At 70.8% G+C, this 13855-nt stretch carries 14 protein-coding genes; 12 read left to right on the forward strand and 2 right to left on the reverse strand.

Features of this window, described 5'->3' with window-relative positions:
- The first annotated feature begins 5 nt into the window (after positions 1–5).
- The 4 genes from QN245_RS19660 to yccS all read left to right on the forward strand — a co-directional run bounded on the left by QN245_RS19660 (position 6) and on the right by yccS (position 5536).
- The gene (locus QN245_RS19660; protein WP_317843996.1) at positions 6–863 is read left to right on the forward strand and encodes a hypothetical protein; all 858 of its coding nucleotides are present in this window, start codon (positions 6–8) and stop codon (positions 861–863) included.
- Between the two features lie 55 nt (positions 864–918).
- Positions 919–2208, forward strand: a complete 1290-nt coding sequence (purD, locus tag QN245_RS19665; protein WP_317843997.1) for a phosphoribosylamine--glycine ligase — start codon at positions 919–921, stop codon at positions 2206–2208.
- A gap of 360 nt (positions 2209–2568) precedes the next feature.
- The gene (locus QN245_RS19670) at positions 2569–3246 is read left to right on the forward strand and encodes a uracil-DNA glycosylase family protein (RefSeq protein WP_317843998.1); all 678 of its coding nucleotides are present in this window, start codon (positions 2569–2571) and stop codon (positions 3244–3246) included.
- A gap of 67 nt (positions 3247–3313) precedes the next feature.
- Positions 3314–5536 carry a YccS family putative transporter gene (yccS, locus tag QN245_RS19675; RefSeq protein WP_317845405.1) on the forward strand — a complete coding sequence of 741 codons (2223 nt, stop codon included), beginning with the start codon at positions 3314–3316 and terminating at the stop codon, positions 5534–5536.
- Here yccS and QN245_RS19680 read toward each other — a convergent pair.
- Positions 5481–6692, reverse strand: a complete 1212-nt coding sequence (locus tag QN245_RS19680) for an MFS transporter (protein WP_184644954.1) — start codon at positions 6690–6692, stop codon at positions 5481–5483. The genes yccS and QN245_RS19680 overlap by 56 nt on opposite strands.
- A gap of 222 nt (positions 6693–6914) precedes the next feature.
- Between QN245_RS19680 and QN245_RS19685 the strand changes: the two genes are divergently transcribed.
- The 8 genes from QN245_RS19685 (at position 6915) to QN245_RS19720 (ending at position 12868) form a co-directional block, all read left to right on the forward strand.
- Positions 6915–7841 carry a hypothetical protein gene (locus tag QN245_RS19685; RefSeq protein WP_317843999.1) on the forward strand — a complete coding sequence of 309 codons (927 nt, stop codon included), beginning with the start codon at positions 6915–6917 and terminating at the stop codon, positions 7839–7841.
- A gap of 88 nt (positions 7842–7929) precedes the next feature.
- Positions 7930–8874, forward strand: a complete 945-nt coding sequence (locus tag QN245_RS19690; RefSeq protein WP_160966467.1) for a LysR family transcriptional regulator — start codon at positions 7930–7932, stop codon at positions 8872–8874.
- A gap of 27 nt (positions 8875–8901) precedes the next feature.
- Positions 8902–10824: an MFS transporter gene (locus QN245_RS19695; RefSeq protein ID WP_317844000.1), complete on the forward strand. Its 1923-nt coding sequence runs from the start codon at positions 8902–8904 to the stop codon at positions 10822–10824.
- 94 nt (positions 10825–10918) lie between these two features.
- Positions 10919–11218, forward strand: coding sequence for a CD225/dispanin family protein (locus tag QN245_RS19700; protein WP_160966463.1), 300 nt, complete (start codon positions 10919–10921; stop codon positions 11216–11218).
- A gap of 46 nt (positions 11219–11264) precedes the next feature.
- Positions 11265–11546 carry a CD225/dispanin family protein gene (locus QN245_RS19705; RefSeq protein WP_160966461.1) on the forward strand — a complete coding sequence of 94 codons (282 nt, stop codon included), beginning with the start codon at positions 11265–11267 and terminating at the stop codon, positions 11544–11546.
- A 59-nt stretch (positions 11547–11605) separates the two neighbouring features.
- Positions 11606–12028, forward strand: coding sequence for a DUF2752 domain-containing protein (locus QN245_RS19710; RefSeq protein ID WP_184644960.1), 423 nt, complete (start codon positions 11606–11608; stop codon positions 12026–12028).
- Positions 12029–12104: 76 nt separating this feature from the next.
- Positions 12105–12455, forward strand: a complete 351-nt coding sequence (locus QN245_RS19715; protein ID WP_160966457.1) for a CD225/dispanin family protein — start codon at positions 12105–12107, stop codon at positions 12453–12455.
- 5 nt (positions 12456–12460) lie between these two features.
- Positions 12461–12868, forward strand: a complete 408-nt coding sequence (locus QN245_RS19720; protein WP_317844001.1) for a DUF2752 domain-containing protein — start codon at positions 12461–12463, stop codon at positions 12866–12868.
- A 68-nt stretch (positions 12869–12936) separates the two neighbouring features.
- Here the strand turns inward: QN245_RS19720 and QN245_RS19725 are convergent, their stop codons facing one another.
- Entirely contained in the window at positions 12937–13833 is an 897-nt protein-coding gene (locus QN245_RS19725; RefSeq protein ID WP_160966453.1) for a hypothetical protein, read from the reverse strand.
- Positions 13834–13855 lie beyond the last annotated feature (22 nt).

Consider the following 13855-nt stretch of genomic DNA (forward strand, 5'->3'; position numbering starts at 1 on the left):
TGCGCATGTCCGCTGTCGCGCCGCGTCCGCTCGCCGTGCTGGCCCTGGCCGGCGCCGTCGTACTCGGCGGCTGCGCGCCGGCGCCGGCGCCCTCACAAGGCAAGGCCCCTGCGGCTGCGCCCGCCAGCGCCGCCGCACCAGCCCACGTCAGCCGCACCGCGCGCCTGCTCGCATTCGTGCAGCAACGCTACGGCAGCGCCGCGACGCTCGCCGGACACTGGCCGGGGCAATGGACCCAGGACGGCGATAGCCATGCGGTGGACTGGCAGATCTGCGCCGAACAACCGGTGGTCATCGGCGACGGCTGGCAGCAGTTGCTGGCGGTGTGCGGCGCGCTGCGCGATGCCGGCCACCCGGAGCCGGGCACCATCGACTTCTACGTGCTGCGCCCCGAGGGCCAGGGCTTCGCCGTCGCCGCCGAACGCACCGGCGGCACCTACGGCAGCCAGGGCCAGCCGGGCGAGGTCGGCATCGTCCGCGCCGGCAGCGACTTCTACGGGTTCCGGGTCGAGGACGGCTGGTTCGGCCAGGGCTACGCGCTGCAATCGCAGACCCTGATCCTGCCCGGCCCCAAGGGCCTGGTCGACGCCGGCAGCGTGCGCAGCCACATCGACAACGGCGGCGCCGCCGACTGCGACGACGCCGATGCGGCGGCGGACTGCAAGGCCGGCCAGTTCAACATCGACTTCGCCCTGCGCTTCGACGACCGCGACCATGCCGCCCGCGTGTGGCCACTGCTGATCGAGGAAACCGGCACGGACTGCGGCCAGCGCGCGGTGCACCGCGAACACCGTTTCGCGCTGGATCAGAAGACCTGGACCTACCATTTCCCCGAGGCGCTGCAGCGCGAAGGCTGCACGTGAGGCGTGCGCGCCCGGTGCACCCGCTTCCCTTTCCCCTGCAATCTGGAACTCCGCGATGAAACTGCTCGTCATCGGCTCCGGCGGCCGCGAACACGCCCTGGCCTGGAAGCTGGCCCAGTCCCCCCGTGTCGACGAAGTGCTGGTGGCACCCGGCAATGCCGGCACCGCCGGCGAGGCCAAGTGCCGCAACGTGCCGGTCAAGGTGAACGACCTCGACGGGCTGTTGGCGCTGGCCCAGGACGAAGGCGTGGCACTGACCGTGGTCGGCCCGGAAGTGCCGCTGGTGCTGGGCGTGGTCGACCGCTTCCGCGCCGCCGGGCTGCGCATCTTCGGCCCCAGCGCCGCCGCCGCGCAGCTGGAAGGCAGCAAGGCCTACGCCAAGGACTTCCTGCAGCGCCACGGTATTCCCACCGCGTTCTACGCCGTGCACACCGAAGTCGAAGCGGCGCTGGCCTATGTCCGCGACAAGGGCGCGCCGATCGTGATCAAGGCCGACGGCCTGGCCGCCGGCAAGGGCGTGATCGTGGCGATGTCGCTGGAGGAGGCTGAGGCCGCGGTGCGCGACATGCTCTCCGGCAACGCCTTCGGCGACGCCGGCGCGCGCGTGGTGATCGAGGAATTCCTCGACGGCGAGGAAGCCAGCTTCATTTCCATGGTCGACGGCCACACCGCGCTGCCGATGGCCACCAGCCAGGACCACAAGCGCGTCGGCGACGGCGACACCGGCCCCAACACCGGCGGCATGGGCGCGTACTCGCCGGCGCCGGTGGTGACGCCCGAGGTACACGCGCGGGTGATGTGCGAGGTGGTGGAGCCGACCGTGCGCGGCATGCAGGCCGACGGCGTGCCGTTCACCGGCTTCCTCTACGCCGGGCTGATGATCGACGCCAGCGGCGCGCCCAAGGTGATCGAGTTCAACGTGCGCTTCGGCGACCCGGAAACGCAGCCGGTGATGCTGCGCCTGCAGTCGGACCTGCTCGACCTGCTCGAGGCCGCGCTCGACGAGCGCCTGCACGCAACCGAAGCGCAGTGGGATCCGCGCCCGTCGCTGGGCGTGGTGCTGGCGGCGGCGCCGTATCCGGAGACCCCGGTCACCGGCGAAGCGATCACCGGCCTGGACGCGGTGCCGGCCAACGCCAAGGTGTTCCATGCCGGCACCACGCTGGACGCGCAGGGCCGCGTGCTCAGCGCCGGCGGGCGCGTGCTGTGCGTGGCGGCGTTGGGCGACAGCGTGGCAGAGGCGCAGCGGCATGCGTACGCCGGTGTGGAGCAGATTCACTGGGCCAGCGAATTCCACCGCCGCGACATCGGCTGGCGTGCGATCGCGCGCGAGCAGGGGGCGTAAGGGGCTGGGAATCGGGAATCGGAGTGAAGTATCGGCCCACGAAGCCGGTCGTGCTGGGCAGTCCACGATGTCGCACCAGACCCTCTGTGGGAGCGGCTTCAGCCGCGACGAGCGAAGCCGAAAGCCGGCTGACACTCTACCCCGTCGGAACTGAAGTCCCTCCCGCAAGGGTGCCCGGCCCACTCCCTGTGGGAGCGGCTTCAGCCGCGACGCATGAAGCCCAAAGCCGACTGACACTTCCCCTCGTCTGGACTGAAGTCCCTCCCACAAAGAGCGCACGTCGAGCGCACGTGGAAACACGCACGCGGCCACCATCGCCCTTGCGCTAGCCTGAAACTTCCCCCGGTTCGCGCACACCCCATGGCCCTCTCTCCTGCCCTCCGCACCCGCTTCCGCGCGCTCGCCGCGCAGACCGACGGCATCGACACCGCGGCCTACGCCGCCTGCGACAAGGATCCGCTCGATCCCATCATCGGCCTTGGCCGCCGCGACGCGCGGGTGTGCATCCTGGGCCGCGACCCGGGCCGCAGCGAGGTGGAGCACGGCGAGCCTTTCGTCGGCAGCGGCGGGCAACTGGTGCGCAAGGCGCTGTACCGGCACCTGCACGACGGGGCGGAGATGCCCGATTTCGCCGCCGGGCTCGAGGCCGGCCGCGTCGCATTCTGGCTCAACACCGTGCCGTACAAGCCGGTGGGCAACAAGGCCTGGTCGATGCCGGTGAAGCGGCGCTTCCATCCGCTGATGCGGCGCCTATTGCTCGAGCAGTGGCGCGGCCACGATGTGCTCATCCTCGGCCGCGAGGCCTTCCTGTGGTTCGGCATCGACCAGCCGCGCGAGGTGCGTGCGGCGCTGGACGCGTTCTGGGCGCGCGAGGACCGCTTCCAGGCGCAGACCGAGGTGGAGTTGCGCAGCGAGGACGGCCGCCGCGCCCGCCGCGTGGTGCTGCATCCGCTGCCGCATCCCTCGCCGCTCAACCAGACCTGGTACAAACGTTTCCCGGCACTGCTGGACGCCCGCCTGCGACAACTGGAAGTCTGAGCGCGCTCGCGTAGACGGGCCCTCTAGAGGGGGATCGCATACAGCGACGGTGCGTTATCGTGTCGCGGTGCCGACCCCCTCGATCGAAACCCGCCTGAGCCGCCTGTGGGCCCATGAAAAGGCCAGCTACGGGCTGCGCGTGTTCATCGCGCTGGCGGTGGCGATGGGCGTGTGCTGGCACCAGCAGCAATTGGAGGCCGTGCCGGCGCTCTTCCTGGGCACCATCGCCAGCGCCATCGCCGAGACCGACGACAACTGGCTGGGCCGGATCAAGTCGGTGCTGCTGTCGCTGCTGTGTTTCGCCGCCGCCGCCGCCGCGGTGGTGCTGCTGTTCCCGTATCCGTGGCCGTTCGCCGCCGGCCTGGCGCTGTCCACCTTCGCCCTGACCCTGCTCGGCGCGCTCGGCGAACGCTACGCTTCGATCGCCCAGGCCACGGTGGCGCTGGCGATCTACGCGATGATCGGCCTGGACCATGGCACCCAGAACGGCCACGTCGGCGGCAATGCCTGGCACGGCGTGGCGCTCCTGTTGCTCGGCGCCGGCTGGTATGCGGTGCTGTCGGTGCTGTGGACGGTGCTGTTCGCCAACCGGCCGGTGCGCGAGCGGCTGTCGCGGCTGTACCTGGAGCTGGGCCGCTACCTGCGGCTCAAGGCGGCCCTGTTCGAGCCGGTGCGGCAGAGCGACCTGCACGCGCGGCGGCTGGCGCTGGCCGAGCAGAACGCGCAGGTGGTGGCCGCGCTCAACGCGGCCAAGACCGCGATCATCAGCCGCTTCGGCCGCTCCGGCCGACCCGGCGTGCAATCGGGCCTGTATTTCCGCCTGTACTACATGGCGCAGGATTTTCACGAGCGCGCCAGTTCCTCGCACTACCCGTACGAGGCGCTGACCGACGCGTTCTTCCACAGCGACGTGCTGTACCGCTGCCAGCGTCTGCTGGCCCTGCAGGGCAAGGCCTGCGCGGCGCTGGGCGAGGCGATCCGGCTGCGCCAGCCGTTCGACTACGGCGAGCAGACCCAGCAGGCCACCACCGACCTGCGCGAGTCGCTGGATTTCCTGCACGCCCGCGCCGATCCACGGCAGGCGCGCCTGCTCGGTTCGCTGGAACTGCTGGTCACCAACCTGCACAGCATCGAGCGGCGCCTGGCCGAGGCCGCGCAGTCGGACACCACCAGCGACACCCTCGACACCCGCCTGCGCGACTCCTCGCCGCACACCCTGCGCGAGATGCTGCGGCGCCTCGGCCAGCAACTCACGCCCGGCTCGGTGCTGTTCCGGCACGGTCTGCGCATGGCCATCGCGCTGGTGGTGGGCTACGCCATCATGCAATCGATCCACGCCAGCAACGGCTACTGGATCCTGCTGACCACCGCCTTCGTGTGCCGCCCCAACTACGGCGCCACCCGCCTGCGCCTGGTCCAGCGCATGGCCGGCACCCTGATCGGCCTGGGCGCGGCCTGGGCGCTGATGCAGCTGTTCCCCGGCACCGAGCTGCAGTTGCTGTTCGCCCTGCTCGGCACGCTGGTGTTCTTCGTCACCCGCACCGACCGCTACATGCTCGCCACCGCGGCGATCACGGTGATGGCGCTGTTCTGCTTCAACCTGATCGGCGATGGCTTCATGCTGATCTGGCCGCGCCTGCTCGACACCCTGATCGGCTGCGCGATCGCCGCCGCCGCCTCGTTCCTGATCCTGCCGGACTGGCAGGGTCGCCGCCTCAACCAGGTGCTGGCAACCGTGCTGTCCAGCAGCGCGCGCTATCTGGCGCAGGTGCTGGAGCAGTACCGCAGCGGCATGCGCGACGACCTGCCCTACCGCATCGCCCGCCGCGACATGCACAACGCCGACGCCGCGCTGTCGGTGGCGCTGTCGAACATGCTGCGCGAGCCCGGCCGCTACCGCCGCAACCTGGATGCCGGCTTCCGCTTCCTGGCCCTGTCCAACACCCTGCTCGGCTATCTGTCGGCGCTGGGCGCGCACCGTGCCGCGCTGGCCGGCGAGACCGATCCGGACATCGCCCGCGCCGGCGGCTACCTGCCGCAGGCGCTGGGCGCACTGGCCGACGCGCTGGCCGAGCGGCGCGCGCTGCCGGCCGCCGACGAAGCGGCCGAGACCGCGCTGGCCGACGCGCTGGAGCGCGAGGAGGGCATCGACGAGGCCAAGCGCCGGCTGGTGCGCAATCAGCTCGCGCTGACCCTGCGCCTGCTGCCCAAGCTGCGCGCCGCCGCGCAGGCGGTCACCGCCGCGACGGTGCCGCCGGCGCCGGCGCTTGCCGCGCCGGCCGCACGCTGATGCCCATCCACAGCAGCGCCGCCACCGCCAGCGCCGCGCCGCCGAGCGCCACCCCGCGCCAACCGGCGTAGGCATAGGCCGCGGTGCCGAGGCTGGACCCGATCGCACCGCCGATGAAGTAGCAGGTGACGTAGGCCGAGGTGATGCGGTTGCGCGCGGCCGGATCCAATTGATAGATCACGCTCTGGTTGCCGATGTGCACGCCCTGCACCGCCACGTCCAGCAGCACCACCCCGGCGATCAGCAGCCACAGCGAGTGCGGCGCGCCGAGCAGCAACAGCCACGACAGCAGCAGCATGACCAGGCCGCCCCAGCCGACCAGATGGCCGGCGCCGCGGTCGGACAGCTTGCCGGAGAGGTTGGCGGCAAACGCGCCGGCCGCGCCGATCAGCCCGAACAGGCCGATGGTCGCGGTGCCGTAGCGGTAGTCCGGGCCGGACAGCAGGAACGCCAGCGTGGTCCAGAACATGCTGAAGCCGGCGAACAACAACCCGCCCAGCACCGAGCGCGCGCGCAGCACCGGCTCGTCGCGCAGCAGCGCCAGCACCGACCCGATCAGGTGCGGATAGGACAGGTGCGGGTTGCCCGGGTGCCGCGGCAGGCCGCGCCACAGCAGGCCCGAAGCCACCAGGATCAGCACCGCCGCGACCCAGTACACGGTGTGCCAGCCGCCGATCCCGGCCAGCAGGCCGGAGGCCGTGCGCGCCAGCAGGATGCCCAGCAGCAGGCCGCTCATCACCGTGCCGATGACCCGGCCGCGCTCGTGCGGCGCGGCCAGGGTGGCGGCGAACGGCACCAGGATCTGCGCCGCCACCGAACTCAGGCCGGTGATCAGGGTGCCGAGCAGCAGCAGCGCGAAACTGTGCGCCATCGCGCTGACCAGCAGGCCGACCGCGCTGAGCGCGTACAGGCCGACGATCAGGCTGCGCCGTTCGAAGCGGTCGCCCAGCGGCACCAGGAACAGCAGGCCGACCGCGTAGGCCAGCTGCGCGGTGGTAACCACCGCACCGGCGCGGCGCACGTCGATGGCGAAGGTCTGCGCCAGCACTTCCAGCAGCGGCTGCGCGTAGTAGTTGCTGGCCACCGCCAGGCCGGTGGCGGTGGCCATCAGCAGCACCAGGCCGCGGCGCATCGGCGGGTGCGAAGTCGTTTCCATGGAAGGACACCAGAAATCGTGGGGAGGGGCGCAGTCTGTGGCGCCGGCAGCGATCTTACAAACGCATTTTTTTCACCACTCCCATCTGCTTTTGAGATAGCGTGAGCGCGGCGGCCGGTAACCGGGCCGCTTCGCCGGGGTTGCCGCTGCGGACGCGTGCAGCCCTGCAGACCAGAAAAAAGCGGCCCCACCGACTGCCCTCGCTCCGAAGGACCCCGCCCCATGCCCAGCACCGACATCGCCGAGGCGCTGCACCAGCACGGGTACGCGGTGGTCCGCGGCTTCCTGGGCGACGGCGAGATTCCCGACAGCCTGCTGCGCTTCCTGGAAGGCGCCGAGAAATTCCACGACGGCGTGATCGGTGACCTGCCGGCGGCGGACATGCAGCGGATCCAGGCGCGCATCGCCGCCACCGTGCCGCCCGTGGCCGCGGCCATGGGCCTGGCGATCGCCGCCGACCGCTTCGGCTACTGCGCCATCCGCATCCGCGAAAGCCATGCCGCGCCGAGCTTGCGCCTGCCGTTCGACCAACACCGCGATCCGAAGACCGCGCCGGGCGGCGCGCTCAACTGGCACCTGGATCACTTCAGCTATTTCCTGCATGGCGACCATCGCAACTATCTGATCTGCTACATGCCGGTGCGCAAGCCCGATACCGGCCTGGCCAACGTGGCCATCGTCGCCGACGACGTGGTCGCGCGCCTGGATCCGCAGCTGCACCGGCGCATCCAGGGCCGCGGCGCGCTACGCTTCCGCTGCGTGGAGGCCGACACGCTGGACTGGTTCCGGCTGCGTTTTCCCGGACAGGCCATCGCCATCGGCGACTGGTATGCGATCGAGGACCTGCACGACGCCAGTCCCGGCTGGAAGATCGACTTCGACCTGGAAGCGCACAAGGTGGTGCCGCAACTCGCGGTCGGCGACCTGCTGATCATGCGCGCCGATGTCATCCACCGTACCCACGATGCCGGCTGCGACCGCATCTCGGTGCGCTGCGACGTGCTGCCCGCGCGTGCGCCGCGGCTCGAGACGCTGCACGGCCTGCTCGGCCTGAGCCTGCGCTACCCGTTCATGAGCCGCAAGCGCCGCTACAACATCCGCCTGTGGCTGCGCCAGCAATGGCGCAAGCGGCTGGGGCGCGCGACGTGAGGCGGCCGCTGCGACAAACGTCGTTGCATGCATGCAGCGCCACCACTGCTCGGCTGGCGCGTCGCCACGGCGCATGCCAGGCAACGCCATGCTGACCCTGCGCCAGCTCGAATTCGCCGTGGCCGTCGCCGAGGAAGGCAGCTTCACCGCTGCCGCGCGCCGCTGCCACACCGTGCAGTCGGCGCTGAGCCACCAGATCGCCAAGATCGAGCAGGCGCTGGGCGCGCGGCTGTTCGAGCGCGGTGCGCGGCAGGTGCGCGCCACCGCCGCCGGCGAGGTGTTCCTGCACAACGCCCGCGCCACCCTGCGCGCGGCCGAGCGCCTGCACGAGGAGATGGCGCAGACCCTGGGCACGGTGCGCGGCCGCCTGCAGATCGGGCAGATCTCCTCGTTGAATGCGGTGCAGGTGCCGGCCGTGCTGCGCCAGTTCCGCGAGGCGCACAGCGCGGTGGACGTGCACCTGCGCACCGGCATGAGCGATGCGCTGCTGCTGGAACTGAGCGAAGGCCGGCTCGACGTGGCCCTCGTCGGGGTCGGCCCGCATGTGGCGCTGCCGCCGCAGCACCTGTTGCTGCACGAGGAAGGGCTGGCGCTGATCGCCGCGCCCGGCCACCGTTTCGCCGCGCGCCGCGAGGTGGCCCTGCGCGAACTGGAGGACGCGCCGATGGCCGGGCTGATCCCCGGCGCCGGCGTGCGCGGCATCATCGACCGCGCCTTCGCCGCCGCCGGCCTGCGCCAGCGCCTGCAGTACGAGGTCACCCACGCCGACCTGCAGCGGCAACTGGTGGCCGAAGACCTGGGCCTGGCGGTGGTGCCGCAGACCATGGCCACCGGCATGCACGGCGTGGCCACGGTGGCGCTGCGCGAGCGCTTCCGCTTCCTCACCTATGCCGTGTGGCGGCCGGACCCGACCCCGGCCGCGCGCGCCTTCATCGCCCTGCTGCGTGCGCGGCGCGATGCACTGCAGGCCGCGGCCGGCAGCGCCGAGGCCGGCCGCCGCGCGCCGCGCCTGCGCGCGCGGCGAACCTGCTAGGCTGCGCGCGTTCGCAAAGGAGCCTGCATGTCCGCCCACAGCCAGTTCGCCCTGTTGCGGCAACGCCGCTTTCTGCCGTTCTTCGTGGTCCAGGCGCTGGGCGCCTTCAACGACAACGTGTACCGGCAGGCGATCATCGGCCTGCTGTTCTATCTGGGCGTGACCCCGGAGCAGCGCACGCTGTACACCAACCTGGCGCCGGCGCTGTTCATCCTGCCGTACTTCCTGTTCTCCTCGCTGGCCGGGCAGATCGCCGAGAAGCTGGAGAAATCGCGGCTGGTGGTCATCACCACCACGATGGAGATCGCGATCATGTCGCTGGCCGCGGTCGGCTTCCTGACCGAGAACATGGCGGTGCTGCTGGTGGCGCTGTTCTGCACCGGCCTGCAGTCGACCCTGTTCGGGCCGGTGAAGTATTCGATCCTGCCCTCGGTGCTCAAGCCGGAGGAACTGACCGGCGGCAACGGCCTGGTCGAGATGGGCACCTCGATCTCGATCCTGTGCGGCATGATCCTGGGCGGGCTGATCTTCCAGATCGCCGGCAGCCACGGGCCGGTGGCCGCGGCCACCGCGGTGGTGGCGCTGGCGGTCACCGGCAACCTGATGGCGCGCTGCATCCCCAAGGTCGACGCCGGCGCGCCGGACCTGAAGATCAACTGGAACCCGCTGCCCGAGTCGCTGGCGATCATGCGCCTGACCCGGCGCCAGCTGGCGGTACGCAACGCGGTGCTCGGCGTGTCCTGGTTCTGGTTCGTCGGCACCGTGCTCACCGCGCAGTTGCCGACCTATGCCGAACTCAACCTGGGCGGCGCGCAGGACCTGTACATCTTCGCCCTGGCGCTGTTCTCGATCGGCACCGGCACCGGCTCGCTGCTGTGCGAGAAGCTGTCCGGGCGCACCGTGGAAATCGGCCTGGTGCCGCTGGGCGCGTTCGGCATCAGCGCTTTCATGCTCGACCTGTACTTCGCCCGGCCCGGCGCCGCACTGCAGACCGGCCTGAGCATCGGCCAGTTCGTGCACCAGGCCGGCAGCTGGCGGATCATGCTCGACCTGGTCGGCATCGGCCTGTGCACCGGCCTGTTCGTGGTGCCGCTGTTCGCGCTGATCCAGAGCCGCACGCCGAAGGCGGAACTGTCGCGCGTCATCGCCGGGCTCAACATCCAGAACTCGCTGTTCATCGTGCTGGCGGCGATGATCGGCATCGTCCTGCAGATGCGGGAGCTGCACCTGTTCGGCACGCGCATCGCGATGCCCGGGCTGAGCATCCCGCAGGTGTTCCTGGCGCTGGCCATCGCCAACGCGCTGGTGGCGCTGTGGATCTTCAGCATCGTCCCCGAATTCCTGATGCGCTTCCTCAGCTGGGTGATGGTGCGCACGCTGTACCGGTTGCGCCTGCACGGGGTCGAGCGCCACGTGCCCGAGGAAGGCGCGGCGCTGATCGTGTGCAACCACGTCAGCTACATGGACGCGCTGGTGCTGGCGGCGGCGATCCCGCGGCCGGTGCGCTTCGTCATGTACTACCGCATCTTCAACATTCCGGTGATGCGCTGGATCTTCCGCACCGCCAAGGCGATCCCGATCGCCGGCGCGCGCGAAGACCCCGAGCTGATGCAGCGCGCGTTCGACGCCATCGACGCTGCACTGGCCGAGGGCGAGCTGGTGTGCATCTTCCCCGAGGGCGCGCTGACCAAGGACGGCGAGATCGCCGCGTTCAAATCCGGCGTGGAGAAGATCCTGGCCCGGCGCGCGTTGCCGGTGGTGCCGATGGCCTTGCGCAATATGTGGACCAGCATGTGGAGCAAGCGCGATTCGCGGCTGCGGCGCATGCGCGTGCCGCGGCGCTTCCGCGCGCATGTCGAGGTGATCGCCGACGCCCCTGTGGCGGGCGCGCAGGCCACCGCCGAGACCCTGGAAGCGCAGGTGCGGCGCCTGCGCGGCGACGCCGCCTGAGTGCGGCGCAGGTGCCGCAAGCGCGCGCTTCGGGTAAATTAGCCGCAGGGGAGGCGCCACAAGCGGTGGCGTCCATTGCGAAGGACCGAACACAGTGAACCAGGTCGTACCACCACCAGCGCCCAACGCGACGGGCGTCTATGTGCCCAACAATCTCGTCTGGGCGATCCTGTCCACGCTGTTCTGCTGCCTGCCGCTGGGTATCGTCTCCATCGTCTATGCCTCGCAGGTGGATGGCCGCCGCGCCGCCGGCGATATCGCCGGTGCGCGCGAGGCCTCGCGCAAGGCCGGCCTGTGGGCGCTGTGGTCCGCGCTTGCCGGACCGATCCTGATCGCGCTGTGGTTCCTGCTGTTCGGCGGCCTGGCCTTCCTCGGCAGCCTGACCAGCCACTAGCGCTGGGCGTTTCCCGTTTCACCACCCAACCACCGGAGCAACACGGATGAATACCACCGCACCGCAAGTGTCCAACAACCTCGTCTGGGCGATCCTGACCACGCTGTTCTGCTGCCTGCCGCTGGGCATCGTGTCCATCGTCTACGCCGCGCAGGTCAACACCAAGCTCGCCGCGGGCGACGTGACCGGCGCGCGCGATTCGGCGGACAAGGCCAAGAAGTGGGCGATCTACTCGGCGATCACTGCGGTGGTGCTGATGGTGCTGTACATGATCTTCCTCTTCGCCCTGGGCGGCCTGGGCATGATGCAGCAGGCGTCCGCGTCCTGAGCACCGCGGCCGCCGTCGCCCGGCGACGGCGGCCGGCCACCCACGCTCGCTTCCCTGCCATGTCCCTGCCGCGCCTGCAGTCCCTGCCCCGCTGGCTGCCGCTGGCCGCACTGAGCGGCGCGGCATTGGTCGCCACCGTGGTGCTGCGCCGGATCGATCCCAACGTGCCCGGCAATCCGCTGCCCGGCTGTCCGTTCCGTGCCCTCACCGGCCTGTACTGCCCCGGCTGCGGCAGTACCCGCTGCCTGCACGCGCTGGTGCATCTGGACCTGGCCCACGCCTGGACCAGCAATCCCTTGCTGGTGGTGGCGCTGCCGCTGCTGGCGATCATGGCGCTCAACGCCGCCGGCCTGCGCCTGCGCCCGCTGGCGCCGCTGCTGAAGATCCTCGCCGACCCACGACTGTGGCTGTGGGTGCTGCTCGGCTATGCGCTGCTGCGCAATCTGCCCTGGTATCCCTTCACCCTGCTCGCGCCGCACTGACGGCCCGCCACACCCGCACCGCAGCGACTCGTCTAGACTCCCCGACTGCCGTGCACCACCCATCAAGGAGATCCACATGAGCACCGTCAGCCCCGTCGCGCCTCCGCCGCCCCCCGCCTCCGGCGTTCCCGGCCCGGTTCCCAATCACCTGGCCTGGGCGATCATTTCGACCGTGCTCGGCTTCTGCCTGTGCTGTCCGGCGCTGATCACCGGCATCGTCGCCATCGTGTTTTCCAGCAAGGTCAACGGCCTGCTCAACCAGGGCGACCTGGAGGGCGCGCGCCGCGCCTCCAACACCGCCAAGACCTGGTGCTGGGTGACCACCGCGCTGGCCATCATCGGCCTGCTGATCAACGTGGTCATGTTCGCCACCGGCGGCATGCAGACCTACATGGACTACATGCAGCAGATGCAGCACGCGAGCTGACCGGCATGCGCGCCTGGCAACAACGGGCGTGCCTGGGCGTCGCCGCCGCATTCGCGGCCGGCGGCGCCACGCTGTTGTACCGCTTCGACCCCAACGCCGCGAACAACCCGTTCGCGCCATGCATGTTCCATGCGCTCACCGGCTACTACTGCCCAGGCTGCGGCATGACCCGTGCGCTGCATGCGCTGGTGCACCTGGACCCGGTCGGTGCGTTTGCAATGAATCCTGGCGCGATGCTCGGCCTGGCGCTGCTGCCGGGGCTGATCGCGTGGAAAGCCGGCTGGCGCGCGGCCTGGTTCGCCCCGGTGGTCGGCGTGGTCTCGCGGCCGAACTTCTGGCTGGTCGCGCTGCCGGGCTACTGGATCGCGCGCAACCTGCCGTGGTTCCCGTTCACCCTGTTGGCGCCGCACTAGCGGACGGTGCCGCTATTCGCGCCGGGCGCAGGCATCGCCTGCGTGTGTGCATCCCTCGCCGCCGGCCCTCAGCTGACCCAGCCGGCGATCACCAGCAGCGCCAGCAGCACCAGCCACAGCAGCAGCACCCGCCAGACCTGGCTCATCGCATCGCGCAGTTCGGGCAGGCGCCGCAGCGCCGGGACCACCATGCCCGCATCGCTGTAGTCGTGCGCCTCGGCATCGAGTTCGCCGCGCACGCTGGCGCAGGCCACCGGCCCGAGGAAGCCGGTGTCCAACTGCCACCGCTTGCCGCCAGCGGCGCGCCAGGCGCCGAACACCGCCTCGAAATTGCCGACCAGGGCCAGCGAGAAGGTCATCAGGTGCGCCACCGGCCATTCCATCGCCGCCAGCAGCAAGCGCGCGCCGGCGGCGGTCGCGGGCGGCAGCCGCGGCGCATACGGGCCGACCGCGGCCAGCGCCAGCAGCCGGTAGCCCAGCGCGCCGAACGGCCCCAGCAGCAGGAACCAGAACAGCACCGCGAACCAGCGCCGCAGCGCGCTGACCGCCACCGCCTCGACCAGTCCGGCCGGATCCTCACGCAGCGGCCCGCCATCGGCCTGCAGCTGCGCCACCGCCAGGCGCCGCGCGCTGGCATCGTCGGCATCGATGATCGCCTCCACGTCGGTGTCCAGATCGCGCGGTCCCCAGCTGAAGGCCAGCACCGCGATCCCGAACAGCAGGGTCAGCAGGCCCAAATGCGGCGCCGCCAGCAGCCACTGCAGCAGGCCGACCAGCAGCAGCGGCGGCAGCAGCGCCAGCGCGATGCCGTAGCGGCCGCGCCAGGCGCTGCCTTCGCCGGCATGCGTGTCCAGCCAGCTCAGCCAGTCGCCGAAGGCGTCGAAGCGGCGCAACGAGGCCACCATGCCGGGCGCGACATGGCCCAGCACCAGGGCGACGATCACAGCGACGAGGGTCGTGAACATGCAGGTCCTCCGGGACCGTTCT

The organism is Xanthomonas rydalmerensis, from assembly GCF_033170385.1.
Taxonomy (GTDB): Bacteria; Pseudomonadota; Gammaproteobacteria; order Xanthomonadales; family Xanthomonadaceae; genus Xanthomonas_A; species Xanthomonas_A rydalmerensis.

Excerpts from the sequence above, each read along its gene's own strand:
- QN245_RS19660 (WP_317843996.1), top strand. The coding sequence starts at position 6 with ATGTCCGCTGTCGCGCCGCGTCCGCTCGCCGTGCTGGCCCTGGCCGGC.
- purD (WP_317843997.1), top strand. The coding sequence starts at position 919 with ATGAAACTGCTCGTCATCGGCTCCGGCGGCCGCGAACACGCCCTGGCC.
- QN245_RS19670 (WP_317843998.1), top strand. The coding sequence starts at position 2,569 with ATGGCCCTCTCTCCTGCCCTCCGCACCCGCTTCCGCGCGCTCGCCGCG.
- QN245_RS19680 (WP_184644954.1), bottom strand. The coding sequence starts at position 6,692 with ATGGAAACGACTTCGCACCCGCCGATGCGCCGCGGCCTGGTGCTGCTG.
- QN245_RS19685 (WP_317843999.1), top strand. The coding sequence starts at position 6,915 with ATGCCCAGCACCGACATCGCCGAGGCGCTGCACCAGCACGGGTACGCG.
- QN245_RS19690 (WP_160966467.1), top strand. The coding sequence starts at position 7,930 with ATGCTGACCCTGCGCCAGCTCGAATTCGCCGTGGCCGTCGCCGAGGAA.
- QN245_RS19695 (WP_317844000.1), top strand. The coding sequence starts at position 8,902 with ATGTCCGCCCACAGCCAGTTCGCCCTGTTGCGGCAACGCCGCTTTCTG.
- QN245_RS19705 (WP_160966461.1), top strand. The coding sequence starts at position 11,265 with ATGAATACCACCGCACCGCAAGTGTCCAACAACCTCGTCTGGGCGATC.
- QN245_RS19710 (WP_184644960.1), top strand. The coding sequence starts at position 11,606 with ATGTCCCTGCCGCGCCTGCAGTCCCTGCCCCGCTGGCTGCCGCTGGCC.
- QN245_RS19715 (WP_160966457.1), top strand. The coding sequence starts at position 12,105 with ATGAGCACCGTCAGCCCCGTCGCGCCTCCGCCGCCCCCCGCCTCCGGC.
- QN245_RS19720 (WP_317844001.1), top strand. The coding sequence starts at position 12,461 with ATGCGCGCCTGGCAACAACGGGCGTGCCTGGGCGTCGCCGCCGCATTC.
- QN245_RS19725 (WP_160966453.1), bottom strand. The coding sequence starts at position 13,833 with ATGTTCACGACCCTCGTCGCTGTGATCGTCGCCCTGGTGCTGGGCCAT.